General features: G+C 55.4%; 24 protein-coding genes, 1 tRNA gene and 1 pseudogene. 15 read left to right on the forward strand and 11 right to left on the reverse strand.

The features are described from left to right. Positions 1-195 precede the first annotated feature (195 nt). The 8 genes from ACHWUQ_RS05975 to ACHWUQ_RS06010 all read left to right on the forward strand — a co-directional run bounded on the left by ACHWUQ_RS05975 (position 196) and on the right by ACHWUQ_RS06010 (position 6077). Complete coding sequence (locus ACHWUQ_RS05975; protein WP_312412616.1) at positions 196-324, forward strand: hypothetical protein; 129 nt, start codon at positions 196-198, stop codon at positions 322-324. A 1-nt stretch (position 325) separates the two neighbouring features. Next, positions 326-475, forward strand: a complete 150-nt coding sequence (locus ACHWUQ_RS05980; protein ID WP_394680596.1) for a hypothetical protein — start codon at positions 326-328, stop codon at positions 473-475. Between the two features lie 11 nt (positions 476-486). Next, complete coding sequence (locus ACHWUQ_RS05985; protein WP_394680597.1) at positions 487-735, forward strand: hypothetical protein; 249 nt, start codon at positions 487-489, stop codon at positions 733-735. Between the two features lie 10 nt (positions 736-745). After that, positions 746-961: a hypothetical protein gene (locus ACHWUQ_RS05990; RefSeq protein ID WP_394680598.1), complete on the forward strand. Its 216-nt coding sequence runs from the start codon at positions 746-748 to the stop codon at positions 959-961. Beyond that, entirely contained in the window at positions 958-1221 is a 264-nt protein-coding gene (locus ACHWUQ_RS05995; protein WP_394680599.1) for a hypothetical protein, read from the forward strand. The genes ACHWUQ_RS05990 and ACHWUQ_RS05995 overlap by 4 nt, the downstream gene beginning before the upstream one ends. A gap of 15 nt (positions 1222-1236) precedes the next feature. Then, the gene (locus tag ACHWUQ_RS06000; protein WP_394680600.1) at positions 1237-3486 is read left to right on the forward strand and encodes a ParB/RepB/Spo0J family partition protein; all 2250 of its coding nucleotides are present in this window, start codon (positions 1237-1239) and stop codon (positions 3484-3486) included. Positions 3487-4161: 675 nt separating this feature from the next. Next, on the forward strand, positions 4162-4953 hold the full coding sequence (locus ACHWUQ_RS06005) for an FRG domain-containing protein (protein WP_394680601.1): 792 nt from the start codon (positions 4162-4164) through the stop codon (positions 4951-4953). Continuing rightward, entirely contained in the window at positions 4953-6077 is a 1125-nt protein-coding gene (locus ACHWUQ_RS06010) for a DUF262 domain-containing protein (protein ID WP_394680602.1), read from the forward strand. Before ACHWUQ_RS06005 ends, ACHWUQ_RS06010 begins: the two co-directional genes overlap by 1 nt. 94 nt (positions 6078-6171) lie before the next feature. On the opposite strand, the gene ACHWUQ_RS06015 is transcribed toward ACHWUQ_RS06010, so the two are convergent. Next, positions 6172-7203 (reverse strand): site-specific integrase, encoded by a 1032-nt coding sequence (locus ACHWUQ_RS06015; RefSeq protein ID WP_394680603.1) that lies wholly within the window; start codon positions 7201-7203, stop codon positions 6172-6174. A gap of 120 nt (positions 7204-7323) precedes the next feature. Between ACHWUQ_RS06015 and ACHWUQ_RS06020 the strand changes: the two genes are divergently transcribed. Together ACHWUQ_RS06020 and ACHWUQ_RS06025 are read left to right on the forward strand one after the other, a co-directional pair. Further along, a tRNA-Arg gene (locus ACHWUQ_RS06020) sits at positions 7324-7398 on the forward strand. A gap of 825 nt (positions 7399-8223) precedes the next feature. Then, complete coding sequence (locus ACHWUQ_RS06025; protein ID WP_394680604.1) at positions 8224-9270, forward strand: IPTL-CTERM sorting domain-containing protein; 1047 nt, start codon at positions 8224-8226, stop codon at positions 9268-9270. 24 nt (positions 9271-9294) lie between these two features. Here ACHWUQ_RS06025 and ACHWUQ_RS06030 read toward each other — a convergent pair. Next, positions 9295-9581: pseudogene (locus ACHWUQ_RS06030) on the reverse strand (hypothetical protein). A gap of 258 nt (positions 9582-9839) precedes the next feature. On the opposite strand from ACHWUQ_RS06030, the gene ACHWUQ_RS06035 reads away from it, so the two are divergent. Then, the gene (locus ACHWUQ_RS06035) at positions 9840-10601 is read left to right on the forward strand and encodes an NYN domain-containing protein (RefSeq protein ID WP_394680605.1); all 762 of its coding nucleotides are present in this window, start codon (positions 9840-9842) and stop codon (positions 10599-10601) included. Positions 10602-10700: 99 nt separating this feature from the next. On the opposite strand, the gene ACHWUQ_RS06040 is transcribed toward ACHWUQ_RS06035, so the two are convergent. The 9 genes from ACHWUQ_RS06040 to ACHWUQ_RS06080 form a co-directional block, all read right to left on the reverse strand. Next, positions 10701-11216: a hypothetical protein gene (locus tag ACHWUQ_RS06040; RefSeq protein ID WP_394680606.1), complete on the reverse strand. Its 516-nt coding sequence runs from the start codon at positions 11214-11216 to the stop codon at positions 10701-10703. Further along, complete coding sequence (locus ACHWUQ_RS06045) at positions 11213-11845, reverse strand: lysozyme (RefSeq protein WP_394680607.1); 633 nt, start codon at positions 11843-11845, stop codon at positions 11213-11215. The genes ACHWUQ_RS06040 and ACHWUQ_RS06045 overlap by 4 nt, the downstream gene beginning before the upstream one ends. Further along, a complete protein-coding gene (locus ACHWUQ_RS06050; protein ID WP_312527541.1) occupies positions 11842-12177 on the reverse strand; it encodes a hypothetical protein in 336 nt (111 codons plus the stop codon). Before ACHWUQ_RS06050 ends, ACHWUQ_RS06045 begins: the two co-directional genes overlap by 4 nt. Before the next feature lie 119 nt (positions 12178-12296). Next, a complete protein-coding gene (locus tag ACHWUQ_RS06055) occupies positions 12297-13079 on the reverse strand; it encodes a hypothetical protein (RefSeq protein ID WP_394680608.1) in 783 nt (260 codons plus the stop codon). Positions 13080-13412: 333 nt separating this feature from the next. Further along, positions 13413-13955: a hypothetical protein gene (locus ACHWUQ_RS06060; protein WP_394680609.1), complete on the reverse strand. Its 543-nt coding sequence runs from the start codon at positions 13953-13955 to the stop codon at positions 13413-13415. A gap of 164 nt (positions 13956-14119) precedes the next feature. Further along, complete coding sequence (locus tag ACHWUQ_RS06065) at positions 14120-14251, reverse strand: hypothetical protein (RefSeq protein ID WP_312412595.1); 132 nt, start codon at positions 14249-14251, stop codon at positions 14120-14122. Between the two features lie 78 nt (positions 14252-14329). Next, positions 14330-14821 (reverse strand): hypothetical protein, encoded by a 492-nt coding sequence (locus ACHWUQ_RS06070; RefSeq protein WP_312527536.1) that lies wholly within the window; start codon positions 14819-14821, stop codon positions 14330-14332. A gap of 553 nt (positions 14822-15374) precedes the next feature. After that, a complete protein-coding gene (locus tag ACHWUQ_RS06075; protein WP_394680610.1) occupies positions 15375-15812 on the reverse strand; it encodes a bleomycin resistance protein in 438 nt (145 codons plus the stop codon). Between the two features lie 97 nt (positions 15813-15909). Continuing rightward, on the reverse strand, positions 15910-16716 hold the full coding sequence (locus tag ACHWUQ_RS06080) for a sulfite exporter TauE/SafE family protein (protein ID WP_394680611.1): 807 nt from the start codon (positions 16714-16716) through the stop codon (positions 15910-15912). Between the two features lie 105 nt (positions 16717-16821). Here ACHWUQ_RS06080 and ACHWUQ_RS06085 point away from each other — a divergent pair, with 105 nt between their 5' ends. From ACHWUQ_RS06085 to ACHWUQ_RS06100, 4 genes are all read left to right on the forward strand, one after another. Beyond that, positions 16822-17610, forward strand: coding sequence for an AraC family transcriptional regulator (locus ACHWUQ_RS06085; protein WP_394680612.1), 789 nt, complete (start codon positions 16822-16824; stop codon positions 17608-17610). Positions 17611-17723: 113 nt separating this feature from the next. Beyond that, positions 17724-18023 (forward strand): DUF705 domain-containing protein, encoded by a 300-nt coding sequence (locus ACHWUQ_RS06090; RefSeq protein ID WP_369460743.1) that lies wholly within the window; start codon positions 17724-17726, stop codon positions 18021-18023. Between the two features lie 92 nt (positions 18024-18115). Further along, a complete protein-coding gene (locus tag ACHWUQ_RS06095) occupies positions 18116-18493 on the forward strand; it encodes a c-type cytochrome (RefSeq protein ID WP_394680613.1) in 378 nt (125 codons plus the stop codon). Positions 18494-18766: 273 nt separating this feature from the next. Further along, positions 18767-20131, forward strand: a complete 1365-nt coding sequence (locus tag ACHWUQ_RS06100) for a chloride channel protein (RefSeq protein WP_394680614.1) — start codon at positions 18767-18769, stop codon at positions 20129-20131. Positions 20132-20680 lie beyond the last annotated feature (549 nt).

Genomic DNA, 20680 nt, shown 5'->3' on the forward strand with positions numbered 1-20680 from the left:
GAGCCAACGACTCACGAATCAGAGTGGGTCAAGATTGGATGGAAATGGTGGGTCAGGTTTGCATGGAAATCAACAGGCTAGGGATGCACAGTCTTGCGAAGACCATGCAATCCGAGGCGGTGCATTACTTCACATCGGCGTGGCTGACGCTGCCCAGCATGCAGCAGCTCACCGCAAGGTACGCGGAGTGGCGGTATGAGTCTCTACTTGCTTCACCACAACGGCCACTGGCGCGCCAAGTTTGCGCCCAGCCTGAAGAAAGCTCTGCACTTTGCACGCAAGCACTTCAAGAGCAATCAGGTCATTGCTGTACAGGAGCGCTGAAATGCCCGCGCCCATCCAACTTGAAGGCCCCTTCTACCCGCCGATGAAGCAGCGCTTTTTGAACACGCTGCACTGGGTCGCCATCTGGATCGCAGTCGTCGCCTTTACGGTTGGCGCCGCTTCTGCTATCGCCCTGTCCCTGCAGTTCTAAGCGAGGCGCGCATGACCTACCCCAGCATCGTTATCTACGGTATCCCGGGCACGGGCATGCGCACCAATGCCCAAGCACTGTGCGACCACTTCGGCCTCGATTTTGTGCTGGATCACACCGATAAACACCCAAGCACCGAGACCCCAGCTCGCGGCGCGCTGGTCCTGGCCTCCGCGCGCCCTGAACAAAACGAATTCTCTATGTCCTATGCCCTGGCAGAGCAGCACCTGTTGCTCTTGCCAGCTGGCTACCCCCTCTAGGAGCTATGCGATGAACACCAAGCCCATCCCCCAGCTGCATGCCTGCCCTGAATGCCATGGCATTCACTCCAATCCCCAAGACTTGTTTGACTGCTGCATCTGGCAGCACGTCACGCGACCGGAACGCCTGCAGATGCAGCACGAAGTTGAAGCGGGTCAGCCCCTGCAACAAGTTCTGCTCAGCCACGGCGCCCAGGCAGGCGATGCGCCAGGAGCGCTGGCATGAAGACTATCTACAACCAGGTTGACGCTAGCACACCTGAAACGCTGGCCGATGGAGTGGCTGATGCGGTAATGAATCTCATCGTCAATCAATATCCCAACCAGGCACGCCTCCAAGCAGAAGCGCTGACTTCCTTTGTTTGGGCAATCACTGGTGCGTTCGCTGGCTTGGCGGGGGATCGCAACCTGGTTGCCCTGCTGCACCAACTGATCACTATGGTCACTGAGGCCGCCGAGCAAGACGAAGCATCCGCAACCCATTGAGCAGAGGCAAACACCATGACCAATCAAAACCATACTGCTGACCTGCCAATGCCAGGCGCTGGCCCGTTGATGCAGTCTGTACCAGTGCTGAGCATCGCACGTAGTCTCACTAATCAGCGCAAGCACTTCGACCCAGCAAAGCTGCAGGAGCTAGCAGATAGCATCAAGGCTACCGGCGTATTGCAGCCCATCTTGATTCGCCCATTACCAGTGGACCGCATCAAAGATGAAATGGCGTGGGCGCGCGCCGAGAAGCGTGAGCCTGCCCAGTACGAGCTGGTGTGCGGCGAGCGCCGCTGGCGAGCCAGCCAACTGGCAGAAGTGCCGGAAATCCCCGCCGTTATTCGACCACTGAGCGATGCACAGGCCCTCAAAGCACAGGTGATTGAGAACCTGCAGCGAGCCGATATCACTGAGCTGGAAGAAGCCGAGGGCTACGAGAAGTTGATGGAGTCGCAGAGCATCAACGCCGATCAGCTGGGCGCTGAAGTAGGTAAGAGCCGAAGCTATATCTACGGCCGACTCAAGCTACTCGACCTTTGCGAGAAAGCCCGTGAGGCACTTCGAACTGGGGATATCGACTACAGCAAAGGCCTGCTCATTGCGCGTATCCCAGATGAATCGCTGCAATTGAAAGCGCTGGCATATTGCGTGCAGAAAAACTATGCAGGCGATCCCATTGGCTATCGCGCCTGTGCTGAACATGTCCAGCAAAACTACATGCTCAAGCTTAGCAGCGCTCTATTCAAGATCACCGATGCTGAATTGCTGCCCCGCGCTGGCAGCTGTAAAGAGTGTCCAAAGCGCACAGGTGCGCAGGCGGACCTGTATCACGACGTGGCTAGTGCAGACGTATGCACAGACCCCAAGTGCTACCACGACAAGGAAGAGGCGCATGCCATCGCCATCAAACGCGCTGCTGTGGAGCGTGGGCAAACCATCATCGAGGGCCGTGAGGCCAAGGCCTTGATGCCCAACTCCTGGAGCAGTGAGGTTAAGGGCTACCTTCGCCTAGATGACCGTAACGATAGCCCGACGGACAAGCCGTTGCGCAAGTTGATCGGCAAGGCCATGGAGCGACGAGGCATTCAGCCCACCCTGGTGGCCAATCCGCACAAAGACGGCCAGCTCGTCGCGGTCCTGACCTCCGACCAGGTAGAAACCTTGCTCAAGGATGCAGACAACGAAGAGGTTGCAGCCAAGGTCAAAGCTGACGCTGAACGCGATGCCGAGGCCAAGGTGCGCCAGGAAGAGGCCGCTGCCAAAACTAAGTATGAAGAGCAATGGCGGTGGGATCTGCTTACCTCCACCTGGCAGCAGATCTGCAACGGCACGCATGAAACTCCTTCCGACGCGGTGTTGCGCCTCATTGCTTCCAACTATGCCAAGGGCTACAGCCAGGATCGAGCCAAGAAGCTTTGCAAGCTGCTGGATCTCGGCAAGGTTGCACCTCAAGCAGGCCTGCTGCAGTACATCGCGGAGACAGATGCGCCCGGCGACGTGCTGCAGTTGCTGATCATGTATGGGGACGTGGAGTACCGCTATTGGATGTGCGAGGACAAGGCGAACGAAGGTCTGCTGCTGGTCGCCCAGGATTTTGGTGTCGATGCCAAGACAGTAAAGGCCAAGACGCGAGCCAATCAGCGGGCTGTAGAAGCCACCAAAAAACAAGCAGAAGCCAAAAAAGCTGCACAAAGTACGCAATCCACCGATCCATTGAAGCCCCAGAAGTCCTCTTCTACCCCTACCCCCGCTGCGCAAGCGCAGAAGGTGCGCGGGGGAAAGAAGAAGATCCAGGTGGACGAGAAGCCAAAGCTCAGCGCTGAAGCTGCGCAGGCCGCGATTGCCGAGGCTATGCAAGCTGCGGAGGCGCAAAGCCCCGCTGACGCGGCCGAGGCCCGGGATGCTGGCCAGGGAGATATACCAGGCGCGGCTGCGGCCGCGCAGGACGACGATGCGCAGGCTGTGGCTGACGCCCAGCCTGCGACACTCACCGCCTCGGAGGAAGCTGTCCCAGCATCATCCACTGAGCCCCCTGCAGACATGCCCGCCGCCGGCGGCGAGCGCATCCCCGTGGGCTCACAAGTCACGATCATCCGCGTTGCGCTCGAACCGAGCCTGGCCAAATGGGGCGGCCGCACTGGCAACATCTATCGCGATCTGGGCGAAAAGGGCTATGAGGTGGCTATGCCTAATCCTAAGTCTGGCCCAAAAAAGTTCGTCAAGTTCGCGACCAACCAGGTGCAGAAGGAGGCAGATGTCTGAACTTCATCATACTCACGACCGAACATGCTTAGGCTGCGGCAGCTCCCCGGGGCAGCTGATTCTGTAATGAATAAGGTCGAAACATTGCTTGACATGCATTGGAAACGTAGCCAAGACGCTTGCAAGCGCTCAGCTCTGCTCAAGCACCTTGACTCAATACAAGAAAAGGGACACCTGTTATGACTCGCCGAATGCCGGCCGCAATCCAATCCTCTGACAATCAGACTAGTCTTGTGACGCAAATGTTCATAGCCGAAAAGTACGGATTAAGGCTCAATGTTGAACAGCTTGCAAGCATCCTAGGGATTTCCTCAGGTACGGTGCTAAATCGTATCAGTGCTAACACCCTAAACATCCCTACCTACATTGACAATGGCAAGCGCTACGCAGACTTTAGAGATGTCGCCAAGCATTTCGACAGCATTCGTCATCAGTCATGATGATGTGTAAAGGTCTGAAGCATGCGAGAAGTCCTAGACAAAGTCTATGTTTTTATTGAAAATTCTGCACAACCTTGAATGATTTCAGCAAAGTTGCTGAACCCGTTGCTTGTATCACGACATGTAATTTTCTGAAAAAATTCTGCGGTTTATACTCATTGGTGGCTGACCGTCTACGGTAGCGACTGATAAGAGACAGCTCAGGTCGCGGAAAACTCAAACATTCAGGTTACATATGGCAATAATTGAATACGACGTAAATTCTTTACCAGAGCTAATAGATACTACTCTGGATATAAAAACTAAAATTCCTGGCAATCATAGACTTTGGTTTAGAGGAATTAATAACAATCATCATAAATTGATTCCCAAAATATTAAGGTTTGATAAAACATCAGAAGAAGTATTTGAAAGAGAAAGCCGTCTAATAACCAGATTTCGACAGCGCAGCATGGCATATTGGCCGGACGGATATCCTCAAAATGAATGGGAACACTTGTTTGCGATGCAACATTATGGGTTATCTACCAGACTACTTGACTGGAGTGAAAACATTTTTGTAGCTGCATATTTTGCAATCTCTACGCCACCGAACTTGAAAGAAGGCGAAGCTTGTCACCCTGTAATTTGGTGCCTCGACCCTATACGTTGGAATAGAGCAATGCCAGGTCTTTCTGAATATGGCGATGCCATTCAAGTTCTCACAACCGTAGATGAGGAATTGGAGAATTACAAACCATTTACTCAGAAAAGACGATTAAAAAGTCCTGTCGCAATGTATGGCGCTCATAATTCAAAAAGAATTGTTGCACAACGTGGAACGTTTACTGTCTGGGGAAATGACATTGGAGATATGGAAAATTTTGCCGAATTATCTAAAGATGAACTTCTTTGGAAAATAAATATCAAGGGCGATAGAATAAAACATTACCAAGATTTACAAGCTTTAGGATTTGATGAAACCATGATATTTCCTGAACTTACTTACTTGGCAACCGAACTCGAACGCATGGAAGGATGGCGCTAATGAAAACTACAGAACTCAACGCTTTGGAGTTAGAGATCATTGAAGCACGTCGCACGATATCGTCTGATGGATATCCAATGAGCATTGGGGAGCTTACGAATCTATACAAAGAGGGAGAATTGATAATTAGACCGGAATTTCAAAGATTTTTCAGGTGGACTGAAACGCAGAAATCCATGTTGGTCGAAAGTCTTTTACTCGGAATCCCTATCCCATCTATTTTTGTTTCACAAGTTGAATCAGGAAAGTGGGAGGTAGTTGATGGATTACAACGAATCTCAACAATTCTGCAACTTCAAGGAGAGCTGAAAAAAAATAATCAAAAAGATGCCCCCTTTGTCCTGCAAGGCACTAAATACTTGCCTTCTCTAGAAGGTAGGTCATGGGACCATGAAGATCCAGATCTAGCTTTAACTGAGGCACAGAAACTCGATATAAAAAGGTCCAAGCTAGATCTCAAAATTATTAAACGTGAATCATCCCCGTCAACAAAGTTCGACCTGTTCCAACGACTGAACTCATATGGTTCATCTTTAAATTCTCAAGAAATGAGATCTGCTCTTCTTGTCGCTGTGTCTTCAGAGTGCTTCTCATGGATAGAGAGTCTCTCAACGGACGAAAATTTCATCCATTGCACACAACTCAGCGAGCGATTGATAGAAGAACGCTACGATCTGGAGTTAGTAATACGCTTTTTGGTTCTGCACAATCGATCTAACGATAGAATTACCAACGCATCACTCAGGGATTTACCTCAAGTATTGGATAAAGAATCGATGGCAATCGCTGAAAAATTCCCAAAGGGAAAAAAGACTCTTGAAGCCACATTCAAGAAAACTTTCAGCCTTCTTGCAGAAAATGGTGGAGACTTATTATTCAAAAGATGGGACTCAAAAAAGAAAGAATTTCAAGGCTCGTTTTTGAATACGGCTTTTGAAGTTTTTGCTCTAGGCGCGGGCTATCACATTGCTAATAAAAGCCCGATCAGAGTTGACATAGGGTCAGCAGTGAAGGAATTCTGGAAGCTACCAGTAATGTCCAAAGGATTCGCTACAGGTAGGTCAACGGAAGCGCGACTGGTAACGTTTATTCCAATCGGTCGAAATCTGTTGGCTAGCAAATGAAATTTGCTAGAAGTCTTATTCCTGTATTTATCGAAGATTAATATTTCTTGCCTTTAATGGAAACTTATAAATTAAAGGCAAGAAATTAATTCAACTATTCAGACGGAAAGCGATGTAAATCTTCCGGTCTAAGATTGGTATACCTTTTTAATGTTTCCCATTTTTTGTGCCCTGTTACTAAGGCAACCTCTTGAATGGCGAATCCATCTTCAAACAATCTGCTAGTTCCTTCATGTCGCATGTCGTGTAAACGAAGGTCGGGGATGTTTAGCGCCGTTCTAGCCTCCTTGAAATACTTACTAACTGTCTGTGGGTGCACCGTGAAAATGCGCGGATCACCCTCAACTAATGGCTGCGTAAGCGCTATATCCCATGACTCACCTAAAAGAGGCACCCACTGGTCATTGGTTTTTTTGGTCCGAGGATCTTTGCGCTGACGAATAAGCACCAAGCGCTTCTTTGGGTCCAGGTCGGCGCGTAGCAGTCCGCATATCTCACTCCGCCGCATTGCCGTCAGAGCAGCGAAGTACACAAAGTCAGCGTACACCTTCCCCCTGTTTTCCGTCAGCCACGCGAGGATGCGCGCAAGCTCATCCTCCTGCGGCCGACGCTCTCGCTTCCCCCCTGCTCCAATGAGCCCCATGTGCTTGAGCACAGGCCTCGCCATGCCCACCGCATCCGGCAGCTGCAGCCGCAAAAACGATCCGGTGTAGCGCATCACCGTCCCTAGCTTCGATACATCCATGTTGACCGTATAGGGACCCGCGCCTTCTTCCCTCCGAACCAAGCAAAACCCAACCAGGTCATCGACAGTCAGCCGAAGCGCATCGAGCTGGCCCAGGTGTAGATCCAGGGCCTTGAGCATGTAGTGCGAATTGGACTTGTCTGAAATTGGCCGGGTCTTCTCCATGAGCTTGCGATACTCCTGTATCAGTTCGCTGACGGAGTAAGATCCGCCGCGCACGACATCACCAGTGGGTGCCTGACCGGTGCCAAGATCTGCCTCGATGCGGGTTGCCCAGGCCACAGCTTGTGCCTTGACCGGGAACGTTTTGCAATATGATGGGAACCCCTTGCGACGGACAAGTGCCCGCCACTTCCCGTTGACCTGTGTGATGCTTGCCATTGCTTGATCCTCTAAGTGATACCGTATCAATCCCGTATCACTGAGCTAGTGAGAAGCAATGATAAATCATGAGAAGCACAGAGGGAGACGCCTAAAATCGGCGTATAGTGTTACCTCACCCTCCCTGTAGTTCAATGGATAGAACGAGTGCCTCCTAAGCGCTAGATACAGGTTCGATTCCTGTCGGGGAGGCCACTTTTTCTTAATAAAATCAAGTGGCTCTCTTTTTCAAAAGTCCTTCGGGGACATTGCGGGGACATGAACCGCCGATTTCCGTCTAATTTTGCTGGCTCCTTTTGGAGCCTTTTTTCGTTCTGACGGGCACTATTTGCGCCGCTTTCCCCCGGCTCCAGAGCGAGGCAACCGACCCGCTGCAGCGGCGCCAGGCCCTCGACTTGGCGGCATAGGGTATACCCGTTCACTCATTTGCGTGATTGACGTTTTGCAACAGTCTGAACACATTTAATGCTCTCATCGCATGGGCGCTTGCCTGTCCGGTCCAGCGAATCAATGCCCTTCCAATCAATGCCGAACACCTTCTCAAGCTCCATCCGTACCGCCTCGACGTCAGCTCTCGCGGCATTCTTCTCTCTCGGAATGCTGGTTGCCCCTGTCAACGCGCAGAGCATTGATACGCTGACAGGATGGGGAGGGGCTGGCGTTCTGCCGGGCTCCATCCAAACCTATGGTCAGACTATTTCGGCGCCTTCTCTACCGGCTGTACTGCGGGGCTTTGAATTCATGATTTGGGCACCTGCACCCAATCTTCAACTCCGGTTCTACGTCTACGAGTGGGATCCCGTGAACAACGCTGTCACAGGTCAAGCCCTGTATAGGAGTCCTACTCCTGCTGACTTGAGTCACACCGGGTATGAGCGAGAGGGGGCCATCGGCTTAAATGTGCCGTTGCATCCTGGAAAGCAATATGTACTCATAGGCAGTGCAATAGAAGTTCCTTGGTCCCCCTCAACATCACCAGGGCGCTGGGGCCTCAACACATCGCCAATCTATCAAGGAGGTATGTTTCTGTACACGGAGGATAGTCGCCCGTGGACAGACTCTTGGGATTCTGTTGGCGATACGGACCTGGCTTTCACCGCCAATATTGAATATGTGGACTTACCAGCGGCACCAAGCCTCAGCCTTGCTTCTCGCGGTGATGGCCAAGCCACTTTCACAGTCAATCTCTCGGATCCTGGTTCCGCCGCTCTGAAACACTTCACTGTGGGCTGCATACCTCAAGGCGGCGGATCGACCGTATCCGCGACCAAAACGAACAGCCCGGTCACAGTCTCAGGACTGACGAATGGCACCACATACGATTGCTCGGCTACTGCAACAAACCAGGATGAGTGGGCAGGCCCATCCTCCGCTCCGGTGAGTGTCACGCCAATCTCTGCGCCTGCCATCACGGATCCCGGTGCGCTGCTAACGGGGCGCATCAACCAGTCCTACAGCTTGACGCTGCAGGCCACTGGCGGTCTTGCGCCCTACAGTTGGTCGGCCATTGGCCTTCCTGCCGACCTGACAATCGACCCGGCAACCGGCATTATCAACGGAACGCCGACAGCAGCAGCAACATCGCAAATCACCGTCACGGTCACGGATGATGCAGGTCAGGTCAAGAGCGCGCAGTTCACCATCGTCGTGGATCCGCTCGACTTGACTGTGTCCACCCAAACCCTTCCAGGCGGGCAGATTGGCCAAGCCTACAACGCGGGCATCGTTGTTGCGGGCGGCGTGCCTCCGTACTCCTTCACGCTGACTGGTGACCTGCCTGAAGGGCTGACCCTGAACCCGACAACTGGTGCAATCACCGGCACACCAACCAAGGCCCAGACAAGCACGTTCAGCGTCACGATCGAGGACAGCACGCTCCTGCCGCAGTCTGCGATGGCAAAGGCTGCCGTGCACAGCGTCACGCACAGCTTCAGCATCACCGTTGCTGCTGCGCCTGTCATGGCTGCACCAACGCCTGTACCGACACTTGGTGAATGGGGTGTGATCGCTCTGTCATCGCTGCTAGCTGTGTTCGGGCTAGTGCGAAGCCGACGCCGTCAGGGCTGATATGAGAGCCGCCTCCGGGCGGCTTTATTTTTTCTTGACCTCGGGCGTGAGCTGGATTGTTCCGATGCCGGATTTCCGGCTTCGGGCTGGCCGGATCCAGTGCACCCACAGCCCCTTCATCCACGCCATCGCATACAGCACGCTCACGGCAAAGATCCCCCATTGCTGGGCCTTCCATGAGGCATAGAACCAGAACGCTGGCCCAGCATGCCGAAGATGCACGCCCAGCGCCTGAAGCTATCGGAGCGGGCTTGCGACAGCCAGGCGGCTGCTGCTCCGAGCACCGCGATGGCAACTTGATCGATCTGCATGGGGTCACCCTCGATACTGTATAAAAATACAGTTTATCCATCAGACAATGGCCCCACAAACGACAAAAGAGCCTCCCCAGTGCCGTAGTGGCGCCGGGGAGGCTCTTTCTATTTCTGGCTGCAGGCCTGGTCGCTGTCGTACTGGTCAGCCAGCATCTCGATGCTCAAAGCATTTCTAAAAAAACCTTACCTTATGATCAAGGCTGTACAGTAAAAAATTTGAAGCTGCAATTAACTAATGGGACTGGAGTGAGCAAATTGGCTAACGAAAAACTGGCTGTTTTAATTGATGCTGACAACGCTCAAGCAGCATGCTTACCAGATCTTCTTGCGGAAGTAGCTCGGTATGGCACCGCTACAGTGAAGCGTGCTTATGGGGACTGGACAACGCCGAATCTGAAGGGATGGAAAGAGTGCCTTCATAAGCACGCAGTGCAGCCTGTTCAGCAGTTCAGCTACACAAAGGGGAAGAACTCGACAGATTCATCTCTGATCATTGATGCTATGGATCTTCTCTATACTGGCAACCTTCATGGCTTCTGCCTAGTATCACGTGACAGCGATTTTACTCGCCTCGCGACCAGATTGCGCGAGTCTGGGCAGGCGGTCTACGGATTTGGTGAGCAAAAAACACCTGAGCCTTTTGTCGCGGCGTGTGACAAATTCATCTATACAGAAATTCTTCGACCCAGCAGCATTGCCGAGGCAATTGCGCCGCACCATGCCGCCGCTGAACCCACGAAATCAGCCTCTTCTACTGAACCCCTTATCTCCGATTCGACCGGGAAACTGACTAGCCTCTTAAAGCTGGCAATCGAAACCAACCTGAAAGATGACGGGTGGGCGGCGATGGGCGCGGTGGGTGCAATAATGCAAAAAACGGATCCTTCATTTGATTCACGAAACTACGGATTTCCAAAATTTAGTGCTTTAGTTAAAGCCCAACCGTTCGCTGAAATAAAGCAAGTTGCAACAGGTGATGGCACCACTTCGGCTATGTATGTCCGGCTAATCCCATGAGCGCTCTAAACACCCTCGGGACGTTGAACAGCTGCAGGGACCAATCAATGTCTCAATCGTCCTTAGCCAAAGACGTATCCACCGTTGGATTTCAAGAGGCTAGCGACTAACCTCACGGCTCAAGCTTGGCCACGCCTCCTGCATCAGTCGCGCATCAGCAGCGTGCCCTTCAGCTTGGCGCGCGATTCTTCCACCACCTTCTGCCAGTCTTCCACCTGCAGCTGCCATTGCCTCGAATACGGCTGTGCAGGTTGTGGCGTACTCTGCGAGGGCGGGTCGGGCAGCATCGGTGATGCGCTGGGGGAGCTTGGAGAAGTCGCCGCGCAGCCCTGCAGCAGTGCCGCGCACATCGAGAATGAGAGCGCCCAGCTCTTGCTGCGCTTTGGCATTGGCGCTGTTGCCAGCTTGGAAGTTGGAGAGAGCATGGGTAAATCCTTTTTGAAAGCCAGCTATGTCGCCCAGCACCTTCTGGGCTTCTTTCAGCTCCTGGGTAGTCGCATCATGCTTCAGCTCGGCGATGGTCTTGCTGGCCTGCCAGCCTTTGACCACCCAGCCGGCGGAGAAGGCCAGCGCGGCGATGACGACGGCCAGAGCGGCTTTGATCTGCCAGGTCATAAGCCGGCCTCGCAGATCTCGCCGTTGGCATCGCCGCGGATCTGCAGGCCTGGCAGCACCACAGATACGCCGTTGACCGTGCCGCGATTCCAGCGCGGGTTCTCACGGCATGCGCCCACCACATCACCCGCATTGGCCTTGCGCAGCAGGGTCGAGGTGTACAGCGCACCCTCGCCCTTGTTGTGGATGAAGTCGATGAACACAGCCTGCTGCAGCGGGGTGTAGGTGGTCCAGAGCCGGAACATGCCCGTGGCGGTGCGCTCGGCCGCCAGGTAGCGGCTGCGCTCCAGGGCGTAGCAATCGGCCGGCGAGTAGTACCGGCCAGCCACCACGGCGCGGCCCGTTATGCCGTTGCACACGGTCAGCGGCTGGCCCTTGCCCAGCTTGTCCACGTAGGGTGTGCCAATGTGGCGGTAGCTGCTCTCGTAGTAGCTGCCCATCACCATGGCGATCTTGACTGCCTGGGAAGTGCCAGGGTCTGCGGCCACAGCCTGGATGTACTGATTCTGCTCGGCCATGGCCTCGGCGGCTGCCTTGTCGCGCTCGAGCGCAACGTAGCCGCCTGCGCCCGCCGTCAGAATTGCCAGGGCCATGAGGCCATTGCGCAAGGCGTCAGGCACGCGGCTCATAGCTCGGCCCTCTGCGTTTCAGTCATTTTTTGGTAGTCCTCAAACAGGACTATCCGAGTCTTGCGCGGCTTGACCCAGCCCCATCGCTCAAACGCCGGCCGCCACAGCTTCTTCCAGAACCACTCGCAGATGAGCAGCACCGTATAGAGCGCCGCCACGATCGAGGCAATGGTCCCCCACGGGATGGAGTTCACCCAGAACCACGTCTCAAAGCTGGAATTGACCGTCGCCGCCTGGGCGATCTTGTCTGCCACATCAGTTTGTGCGGCCGTGGCCAAGGTCAAGGCACTGGTCGCCTTTGCCATCGGCATGCTGATATCTGTGCTGTGCATTGAGGCACTCCCTCAGAAAAGAAAAAGCCCGCACATTGGCGGGCCGGAAATGAAAAAACCCGCCGAAGCGGGTGTAATCAAACTAAACAGCGATTGGGCTGTCGATTAGAAAATTACTGCTATCGGGTCACCTTGCAGCACTTTTGTCGACCAGCTAATTGAGCGGTGTAGTCAATATTATTTCTAGCACTACAAAAGCCAGTGCCTCCAAAACGAGGATCAACGAAGGCAGCTTCATTGCCCATCAAAGAAAGGCCAGCCGAAACACAGCTGGCACTCACTGCTTGGTATCCAGTACTACACGCAAGGAGGGTCAGGTCCATTCTCTCCCCTGGGGGTATCATGACGTCGACAAATGGAGTGTCATAGCAAGAAAGTTTAGGCTCTTCACTCTTTACGTAGACCCCTATCAAGCTCACCAAAGCATGAGCATTCGTGGAAGCTTTGAGTGTGAATCCACTCGTGTACTTCAACACCGTCGAGTTAGCGATTGCATCTCGTGGCATGTAGTTCAACACAGAAGACTCACTGGCATCCCCTGCCGGGGACATGATCAGCCAACCGTCGCTTGCAGCGCCGACGACCGTAGCAGTCAGGGCCAACGCGCCAATGTCCCCCGCAGGAATCGATGCCGCGCTGCATGGTGCGGTCGAGCCTTGGATGACTCCATCCCAAATGTTAAATTGCTCCGCAACATTCGCGATCAGTGGCTTTGCCGCATTACGGAAACGGGAGTCAACCAATCCGCATGGGGTCACAGGCTTGAATACATAGCCGGAATCGTCAACAACTGCAGCTTTTAACTTGACCAAGTTAGAAACTTTTCGAACATCAGCAAATGCTTTCTCGAACTCAACCAAATTGGTGAACTGCGTAAGCTTGGCCAACTGGTCTTTATTCATCTCATACAGCGCTGCGCTCAGCCGCTGCGATTAACCCTCAGGGTCTGGAGACTGTTTAAGCTGCCCCCTAAGATTCGCCAGAATTTTGTTGATCGAGGCACTCTGTGCCTGCGCCTGGGTTAGCGCCTGAGGATCCATCTGCTGGGCATGCACGGTTGCAGCCGCGCCAGAGAACGCAATTATCAAAGCCGATGCCAGCTTAAGCAAACGCTTACAGTCCATATCCACTCCGTAGAAATATACACCAAGCGGAGAGAGGCGCCTGCCGTGCATGTTTCTAAAGTTTACATTGAATTTGAAATGTAATTCGCATGGCATTGTCGCGCAGCTTGATTACATCGTCTGGGCGTAGCCGAACAGCTCTACCAGATCAACCGCAGTCAAGTTCAGGCCTGCCGCCAGCAGTAGCACCGTGGGGCTGTCCGACTCGATGGCCGCCGATCCCTGCCAGTCCACCAGGGCCCGGTAGCGGTCGAACTCATCGGGGATCAGATTGATCTGCGCCTCGATGTCCTCGTTCCTGATGCCCTTCATGTTGAACAGCGCAAGCAACGCCTGGCGCTTGGTCACGGTCACCCGTGCAGCGTCTCGTGCCGCTTGTTCTGCTGCTAGCCGATCGGCTTCCAGTTGAGCCAGCTCATCAGCGCTCAGCGGCACGACTTCCCACTGCTGCTGGTAGCCGTCCTCTGTCACCAGTGGGGCCAGCTCCACTGCTTTGTGGCTTGCCTGCACGAATGCGGGAGGCTCAGCCGACGCAACCAGCTCATAACGCTCAGGCGCCTCAAAAGGCACGGGAAACGACATGTTGTGGGCGTGCCGGCTGATGATGTCCGCAGGGCTTAGCGGGTAGTCACCCGTTTCTTTGTCGATGTACATGCTGATCCTTTAGATTGCGTTGCCCAGGCGTGTGCCCGTGGCAATCCATGTCACATAAGCGTTGCCGTCGATGTAGGTACTCGTCAAACATGATGATGCGCGACCTCGTTGTGGCTAGCTCTAGCCCCAGCGGTTACAAGCCAACCGTCATTGCTTTTCCAAAACTAGCCATAGGCGATGAGTTCTGTATCGACAACGCTACGGTAGAAGCGTTGGGTCCCGGCTTGCGCGGCCATGGCTACCGTCACCGCAATCACTGCCTTTGCAATCGGCTTTCTGATATCTGTGCTCTGCATTGAGAGACTCCTTCAGAAATGAGAAAACCCGCCGAAGCGGGTTGGTTTCGAGGCCGGGATCTAAGCCGAATAAATTTATCAGTTTGTTGGGCAAAGTCCACTTGGGCTGATGACAGCCTGACAGAATCCCAGCAACCTCCGTGAACTGGTGAGTTCCATTTCTTGGCCGCCGATATACCAGAATTCAACATAATGGTTTTTATTGTCTATCAGCGATGGATCCACTTGCCAGCTGGCATCAAATCCATGAATGGTTCCGCCACCACATGCATTGCTAACTGCAGCTTCACGCGCCACATTGATCTGCGCGGTTCCCACCCACTGACCATCGTCACGGTACATCATCACTTGCCCTTGGTAGAGCGGAGAGTTTGGGTCGCACGCCCAACCGCGCATATGGTTCATAGATGCACTTTCGACATTACCGGCCGCCTGGGCACCTTGGGTAACACCAGCCAGTCCGCATGCGATAGCTACGGCCGCAAAAAAATTTTTCATTAAATCTCCCTGTCTATATGCAGCGAGTTGCTGCAAAATCATTTTTACCGCTCCGTAAGACATGCGAATCATCGGAAACCCTTAATATAAAAAGTGTGCACACTTACTTATATATTACTAGTTGTTAGTAATGCGACACGGATACCATTGTCGATCCCCCGATGACAGCAGACGAGGAACTGGCGCATGCTGAGTCCTAGGTTTGTTATTGGCGCGCGGATTGCATCCAGAGCAGCACTGCGGAGCGTTCCTTCCGCCACGACATAGTGAGAGCTATACAAAGCCTGCTCAATAATCCCGCCCGCGCTTGGCAAGTGTTCAACCGGTTACCCGCATGCCCCACTTTCTGCAAGGCTGCATTGACTGGCTATTTTTGCTGCGCCACTTTATGTGAATTGACTGGCTCGCCCGTCCTTTTTCAGCAACTGCTGGCCACGCAGCAATTGCAGCAATACTGGGAAAAGGGACTGGGAAAAACACCGAGAAATTTTGACATTCAAGGGCCCGCCCGAATCGCTTCAACAAGTGTCTCTGTTTGCCTGTTCTTGCTGCGCCGCGCGCTACTACACCGACCAGTTCAGCTGAGCCCGTTTGTGTGCCAAGAGAGCATATCTGGGCAGCAAAACTATGAAGGCGCCGGCAGGCGCTTGGAGCGGGTACCCAGCGGCTGCATGCAACGCACCAGATAACCATCCGGATCCGCGACGATCATTTGCCGCTGCCCCACTTCATGATTCCCCTGCCGGTACCAGCGCTCCTCCATCGGCCAGAAGAGCGCAATGCCCTGCCGGGCGCAGCGGTCGACGATCTCGTCCACCGATGGCACCGCCAACTGGAAATTGATGCCACGGCCAAAGGGTTGCGCAAGCGCACCATTGACAAAGCTGCGGTCGCCCGGGCAATGCTGCTCCAACATGATCTGCGCCTCCCCCAAGCTAAGGTAGGCAAAGTGTTCTTCCGGGCGGTCATACCACACAGAAAACCCCACAACACCACACCAAAACTGAAGACTGGCATTGATGTCCGTCACCACCAACTCTGGCACCAATGCAGAAAACCCCATCTGACCTCCCCGGTATGCTGCAGCTCACCGTTCACGGAGGCATCTCCGCACCGTCCAGGCCGCAGCGATTGCTGATCGGGGCGTCCGTCGCTCACTGCTAGCTCAGCAGCATGGTCAGCAAGACCCCGCACAGCAATGCAATATAGACCTTGGCATGGAGGCCATCGGGGATCTTCCCGATCCACCGGGAGGCCATGTGGATACCGAACCAGGAGCCAAGCACCAACACGGCGCAGGCGCGCAGATCGATAAAGCCCAGATGCCAGGCGCCCAGAGACGCGGTGTTCCAGGCCATCAGCGCATAGGTGGCGGTGCCTGCGATCGCCATCGGCAATGACAGCGGGTTGGCTGCCGCTGTCGCCGCTGTCATGCTCGCGCCGCGCCGCCGCATCAGCGGCACCGTCATTACACTGCCGCCCACGCCCAGAAAGGCGGCAATAGCGCCTATCGACAGGCCTGCCGCAGCCGCAGCGGGTTGGGCCATGGCGCGCATCTCGCTGCGATGGCTTTGGGTAAAGCCAGAGCGCAGCAGGCTGTCCAGAATCGTCAAGCCCAGATAGACGATAAAGGCCCAGCGGATCCAGCTGCCGCTCAGCATCAGCGCAGCGATTGCGCCGGGTATCGCGCCTACCGCGACATAGCCCAGCAGCGGCCGCACCTGGCGCCAGGGCAAGGTTCCGGCCTGGTGGTGGCGCCAGCTGGCCATGCCCGCGCCAAAGATCATCACGCAGGTAGAGGTGGCGACCGCGATATGCATCGCAGCGCGCCCCATCTCGCTATCGGCACCGTAGACCCCTAGCAGCACCGCGTACAGCAGCGGCACGACCACAAAGCCCCCGCCAAAACCAAACAGCACGGTGGTCACACCGGCAAGAACACCAAAACACAGCAGCAGCAAATACATGAGAAGCGCAGTTCCAAGGTTGCAAAGCGCCACGATAGAAAAATATGCAGCGGCTGACCTTCAACAAATAGCCAAACATCCTCGCATTTAGGCCAAGATGCCGGGATGCACAACATTGCCCTCGATGCGGTGGACACCGTGCCCCGCCCTCTGCTGGCCATCAGCACCGATTACCGCCCCGGCACCCTGCTGGACACCCACACCCACCGCCGTGCGCAGGTGCTGTACGGCATGAGCGGTTTGATGGAGGTGGAGACCGACGATGGCGCCTGGGTCATTCCGCCGTTCAGCGGGGTGTGGATTCCGGCAGGTAAACGGCACAGGGTGCGCATGCAAGGCGTCAGCACGCGCAGTTTGTATATAGAGCCCGCAGCCGCGCCGCGCGAAGGCGAGCACTGCGAAGCGCTCGTGGTCAGCCCGCTGCTGCACCAGCTGCTGCTGGCATCCATCGCGCTGCCCGCGTTCTACGACGAACAAGGCCGCGACGGTGCGCTGGCGCAATTGCTGCTGCATGAAGTGCGCCTGGCCGAGACCATGCCCTTGTTTGCGCCCATCCCGCAAGACGCGACGCTGGCAGCGTTGTGCAAGGCGTTCCTGAAGGCGCCCCAGCTGCAGGACGCGCCGGAGGACTGGGCCGAACAACTGCACAAAAGCCTGCGCAGCTTCAACCGCTTCTTTCGCCAGCAAACCGGCATGAGCTTTGGCGCCTGGCGGCAGCAGGCCTGTTTGCTCGCGGCCCTCCCCAGGCTGTCGGGCGGGCAGTCGGTCACGCAGGTGGCGCTGGACCTGGGTTATGACAGCCCCAGTGCCTTTTCAACCATGTTCCGCAAGCGCTTGGGCAGGGTGCCCAGTGGCTTTATCAAGATGGCATCGCCAAGCGCAAACCTTGGATAGCGCACCAATCTGGCCGATATCCTGCGGACGCAAGCAGCGGTAAAAAGGTCTATCTGGCGCCCCATCCTTGGTCTAGGATGCAGGCTCAATCAACGCTTGGGTGCCTTGAAGATATGCAGAAGAAAATAATATTCATTGATGTTGACGACACCTTGGTGCGCACCGTCGGATCCAAAAGAATTCCGATGCCTTCAGTGCTTGAACAGGTGCGCCGTCTTCACCAGGAAGGCGCAGTGTTGTACCTTTGGAGTTCCGGTGGTGCTGATTATTGTCAGAACACCGCCGATGAGCTTGGGATTACCCAGTGCTTTTGCGGATTTCTGCCAAAACCAACGGCTTATCTGGACGACCAGCCGGTGCAGGACTGGCGCGATTGCCAGCACTTCTACCCCATGCAGGCTTCACAGGCCTGAGCCCCAAAAAACAGCTCCGGCATCTGCAAATAGCAGCAGAAAGCCCGTGCCTTGCCACAAAATAACGCGGCTAAAAATTTCCATAACACCCGATGAAAGAATCCGTCTTCGTCTCGCTCGGTCTTCTACTGCTGGCACACACCCCTTGGTCACAGGCAGAGAACAGCAATGGCAAAAATATCTTTGTGCAGCGCTGCGCCATGTGCCATGGCGCCGATATCAAAGGCACAGGGCCTTTGGCGAACAAAAGCAACCCGCCCACCCCCGACCTCACGACCGCCGCGTTCAAGAGGCGCTTGAATGACTACCCGGGCGTCATCGTCTCATCGGTGGTGCTGAGGCCCAATAGCGATTTGATTCCCAGAACCCTGCGCGAGAACGGCGTCAAGCTCCCAGCGTTTACATGGCGGGTGAAGGATTTGCGCTACCTCAACGAGTACATGAGCGCCGAGATCTCGAAAAAGCGCTGACACGCATAGAGCGAGATGGCCAGGGAGTGCCCTGCCTTGTGCCTGGATTGCCCCACCTCCAGTACCTGCGCACGGCGCTTGCTCGCGCGTCGTGGGGCCTTCATCCCTGCCGCAATGTCCGGTCGGTTCACCCGGCCTGTGTAGCGGGGCAGGTTCCGTTCTCAACCATGGGCCTCCGCTACAAAGCCTGAGCTTAATGGTCGCGCGCAACGATGGCAATGGCCCATCCCCTCCAAACTGACTAGACTGAACGCCTCACTCCACGAGGGCGCAATGCAGCAAGAACCCGATTTCGTACAGAACCTGAGACAAGAATTCGGGGAGGGATGGCGCTGGGTGGAGCGCGGCATTGTGCTGGCCTATGCCGCCGCTGCGGGTTTGTGCGTCGTGGGTTTCACGATGGTGGCCGAGAAGGCGTTTGTCTGGTTCATGCACATCTACCACTGGCAAGGTGGCTGGGCCGTGCTGCTCTGGACCCCCTGCCTGACGGCAGCGATCGTCTGGGCCACACGGCGCTGGGCCCCGGGGGCTGCGGGCTCGGGGATTCCTCAGGTCATGGCTGCACAAGAGACGGCGCTCCATGACCAAGAGCGCAGTCGCTTCGTGTCGCTGTGGTTGTCTGCGTCAAAGATAACGCTGGCAGGCTTCGGTTTTTTGGCCGGGCTGTCCATCGGCCGCGAAGGGCCATCGGTTCAGGTGGCCGCTGGTGTCATGCACCACGCCAAGCGCTGGTTCGGTCCGCGCTCGGGCATCACCGGCCATGCGCTGCTGGTGGCGGGCGGCGCAGCGGGTATTGCGGCGGCCTTCAACGCGCCACTGGCGGGGATCGTGTTTGCAATTGAAGAGCTGTCCCGCAAGCTGGAGTCGCGCGCCAGCGGGTTGATCATTGCGGCGATCGTGCTCGCCGGTCTCATGGGGGTGTCAGCGTTTGGCAACCTGAATTACTTCGGGCGCATCCAGGTGCCGAGCCTGGATTGGCACGCGCTGCTACCTGGCATCTGTGTGGCCTTGAGCTGCGGCGCGCTGGGGGGTCTGTTTGCCAAACTGATGGCCGCATCACTGACAGGAGCACCAGAGCGCCTGAACCGCATTCGCGCGCAATACCCTATCCGCTTTGCAGCAGCGGGGGGTCTGCTGATCGCGGTCATCGGCCTGGTCACCAGTGGCGCCACCTTCGGTGCCGGTTCTGAGGAAGTCAAGCACATGCTCGCTGGCGAAGCGGAAATGCCAACGCTCTACGTGACGCTCAAATTCATCGCGACCTGGTTGTCTGCCTGGGTGGGTGTGCCGGGCGGAATTTTTGCGCCGTCCTTGTCCATTGGCGCGGGTGTCGGTCACAACGTGTCGCTGATGATGGGCAGCGATATTGCACCCGCTTTGATCGCGATGGGCATGGCTGCCTTCCTCGCTGCCGTCACGCAAGCGCCTCTCACCGCCTTCATCATCGTGATGGAAATGGTAGATGGGCACTCGATGGTGCTGAGCCTGATGGCGGCCGCGATGCTGGCCAGTCTGGTCTCGCGGATGATCGCCCGACCGCTGTATGAAACCTTGGCGAACCACATGCTGGCACAGGTACGGCCAGCGGAGCCAGCCAGCACGCAAGCGGCAGCGCAGCCACCTGCGTCTTCGCCGTAGATCTGCCCCATATCGAGGCTGCGGCTACCCCCATGGCCCTGCACCAGGCCGCCGCATGCCTACCGCTCTCCGTGTACGGCTGCACGGCATGACCTGGGGGCCGAGGCCGCCCCCCTGCAGAACTACAAATTCAAAATAGCTTCATTTTCTTTTTAAAGCCTGCAATCACTGTTTCAGCCCATCGCTGCAACATCGCCCAACGCATCACATCGTCGTTTCAGAGGTTCAATAATGGTCCCCACGAAGCCTCAACAGCGCCGAGTGAATACCGGAAGACACCATAAAGATATTACCCCGGTCTCCATCCATGGCACTCCAAACATCGATAGCCAGCAAATGCATCGATGACACCGCCTTCCGATGGAACCACCGGACGGCCGAAAAATCAGCCACCTGCCCTCGCCAAAAAGCTTGCGCACCACACTATTTACCAGCTTGCTGCCAAGCGCTGAAATAATCACCAAAAACTAAGACCATGCATTGGTAGTTGTTGCTGACTATCCATCCGATACTTTGGTTTTTGCGGCAAATGTCAACAATATAAACGCT

It is taken from the genome of uncultured Comamonas sp. (assembly GCF_964277875.1).
Taxonomy (GTDB): domain Bacteria; phylum Pseudomonadota; class Gammaproteobacteria; order Burkholderiales; family Burkholderiaceae_C; genus Comamonas; species Comamonas sediminis.

Excerpts from the sequence above, each read along its gene's own strand:
- ACHWUQ_RS05975 (WP_312412616.1), top strand. The coding sequence starts at position 196 with ATGAGTCTCTACTTGCTTCACCACAACGGCCACTGGCGCGCCAAGTTT.
- ACHWUQ_RS06080 (WP_394680611.1), bottom strand. The coding sequence starts at position 16,716 with ATGTATTTGCTGCTGCTGTGTTTTGGTGTTCTTGCCGGTGTGACCACC.
- ACHWUQ_RS06045 (WP_394680607.1), bottom strand. The coding sequence starts at position 11,845 with ATGAGCCGCGTGCCTGACGCCTTGCGCAATGGCCTCATGGCCCTGGCA.
- ACHWUQ_RS06000 (WP_394680600.1), top strand. The coding sequence starts at position 1,237 with ATGACCAATCAAAACCATACTGCTGACCTGCCAATGCCAGGCGCTGGC.
- ACHWUQ_RS06040 (WP_394680606.1), bottom strand. The coding sequence starts at position 11,216 with ATGACCTGGCAGATCAAAGCCGCTCTGGCCGTCGTCATCGCCGCGCTG.
- ACHWUQ_RS06085 (WP_394680612.1), top strand. The coding sequence starts at position 16,822 with ATGCACAACATTGCCCTCGATGCGGTGGACACCGTGCCCCGCCCTCTG.
- ACHWUQ_RS05985 (WP_394680597.1), top strand. The coding sequence starts at position 487 with ATGACCTACCCCAGCATCGTTATCTACGGTATCCCGGGCACGGGCATG.
- ACHWUQ_RS06010 (WP_394680602.1), top strand. The coding sequence starts at position 4,953 with ATGAAAACTACAGAACTCAACGCTTTGGAGTTAGAGATCATTGAAGCA.
- ACHWUQ_RS06095 (WP_394680613.1), top strand. The coding sequence starts at position 18,116 with ATGAAAGAATCCGTCTTCGTCTCGCTCGGTCTTCTACTGCTGGCACAC.
- ACHWUQ_RS06060 (WP_394680609.1), bottom strand. The coding sequence starts at position 13,955 with ATGTACATCGACAAAGAAACGGGTGACTACCCGCTAAGCCCTGCGGAC.
- ACHWUQ_RS06025 (WP_394680604.1), top strand. The coding sequence starts at position 8,224 with ATGTTTCTGTACACGGAGGATAGTCGCCCGTGGACAGACTCTTGGGAT.
- ACHWUQ_RS06075 (WP_394680610.1), bottom strand. The coding sequence starts at position 15,812 with ATGGGGTTTTCTGCATTGGTGCCAGAGTTGGTGGTGACGGACATCAAT.
- ACHWUQ_RS06015 (WP_394680603.1), bottom strand. The coding sequence starts at position 7,203 with ATGGCAAGCATCACACAGGTCAACGGGAAGTGGCGGGCACTTGTCCGT.
- ACHWUQ_RS06065 (WP_312412595.1), bottom strand. The coding sequence starts at position 14,251 with ATGCAGAGCACAGATATCAGAAAGCCGATTGCAAAGGCAGTGATTGCG.
- ACHWUQ_RS06005 (WP_394680601.1), top strand. The coding sequence starts at position 4,162 with ATGGCAATAATTGAATACGACGTAAATTCTTTACCAGAGCTAATAGAT.
- ACHWUQ_RS05980 (WP_394680596.1), top strand. The coding sequence starts at position 326 with ATGCCCGCGCCCATCCAACTTGAAGGCCCCTTCTACCCGCCGATGAAG.
- ACHWUQ_RS06050 (WP_312527541.1), bottom strand. The coding sequence starts at position 12,177 with ATGCACAGCACAGATATCAGCATGCCGATGGCAAAGGCGACCAGTGCC.
- ACHWUQ_RS05995 (WP_394680599.1), top strand. The coding sequence starts at position 958 with ATGAAGACTATCTACAACCAGGTTGACGCTAGCACACCTGAAACGCTG.
- ACHWUQ_RS06090 (WP_369460743.1), top strand. The coding sequence starts at position 17,724 with ATGCAGAAGAAAATAATATTCATTGATGTTGACGACACCTTGGTGCGC.
- ACHWUQ_RS05990 (WP_394680598.1), top strand. The coding sequence starts at position 746 with ATGAACACCAAGCCCATCCCCCAGCTGCATGCCTGCCCTGAATGCCAT.
- ACHWUQ_RS06055 (WP_394680608.1), bottom strand. The coding sequence starts at position 13,079 with ATGAATAAAGACCAGTTGGCCAAGCTTACGCAGTTCACCAATTTGGTT.
- ACHWUQ_RS06070 (WP_312527536.1), bottom strand. The coding sequence starts at position 14,821 with ATGATTCGCATGTCTTACGGAGCGGTAAAAATGATTTTGCAGCAACTC.
- ACHWUQ_RS06100 (WP_394680614.1), top strand. The coding sequence starts at position 18,767 with ATGCAGCAAGAACCCGATTTCGTACAGAACCTGAGACAAGAATTCGGG.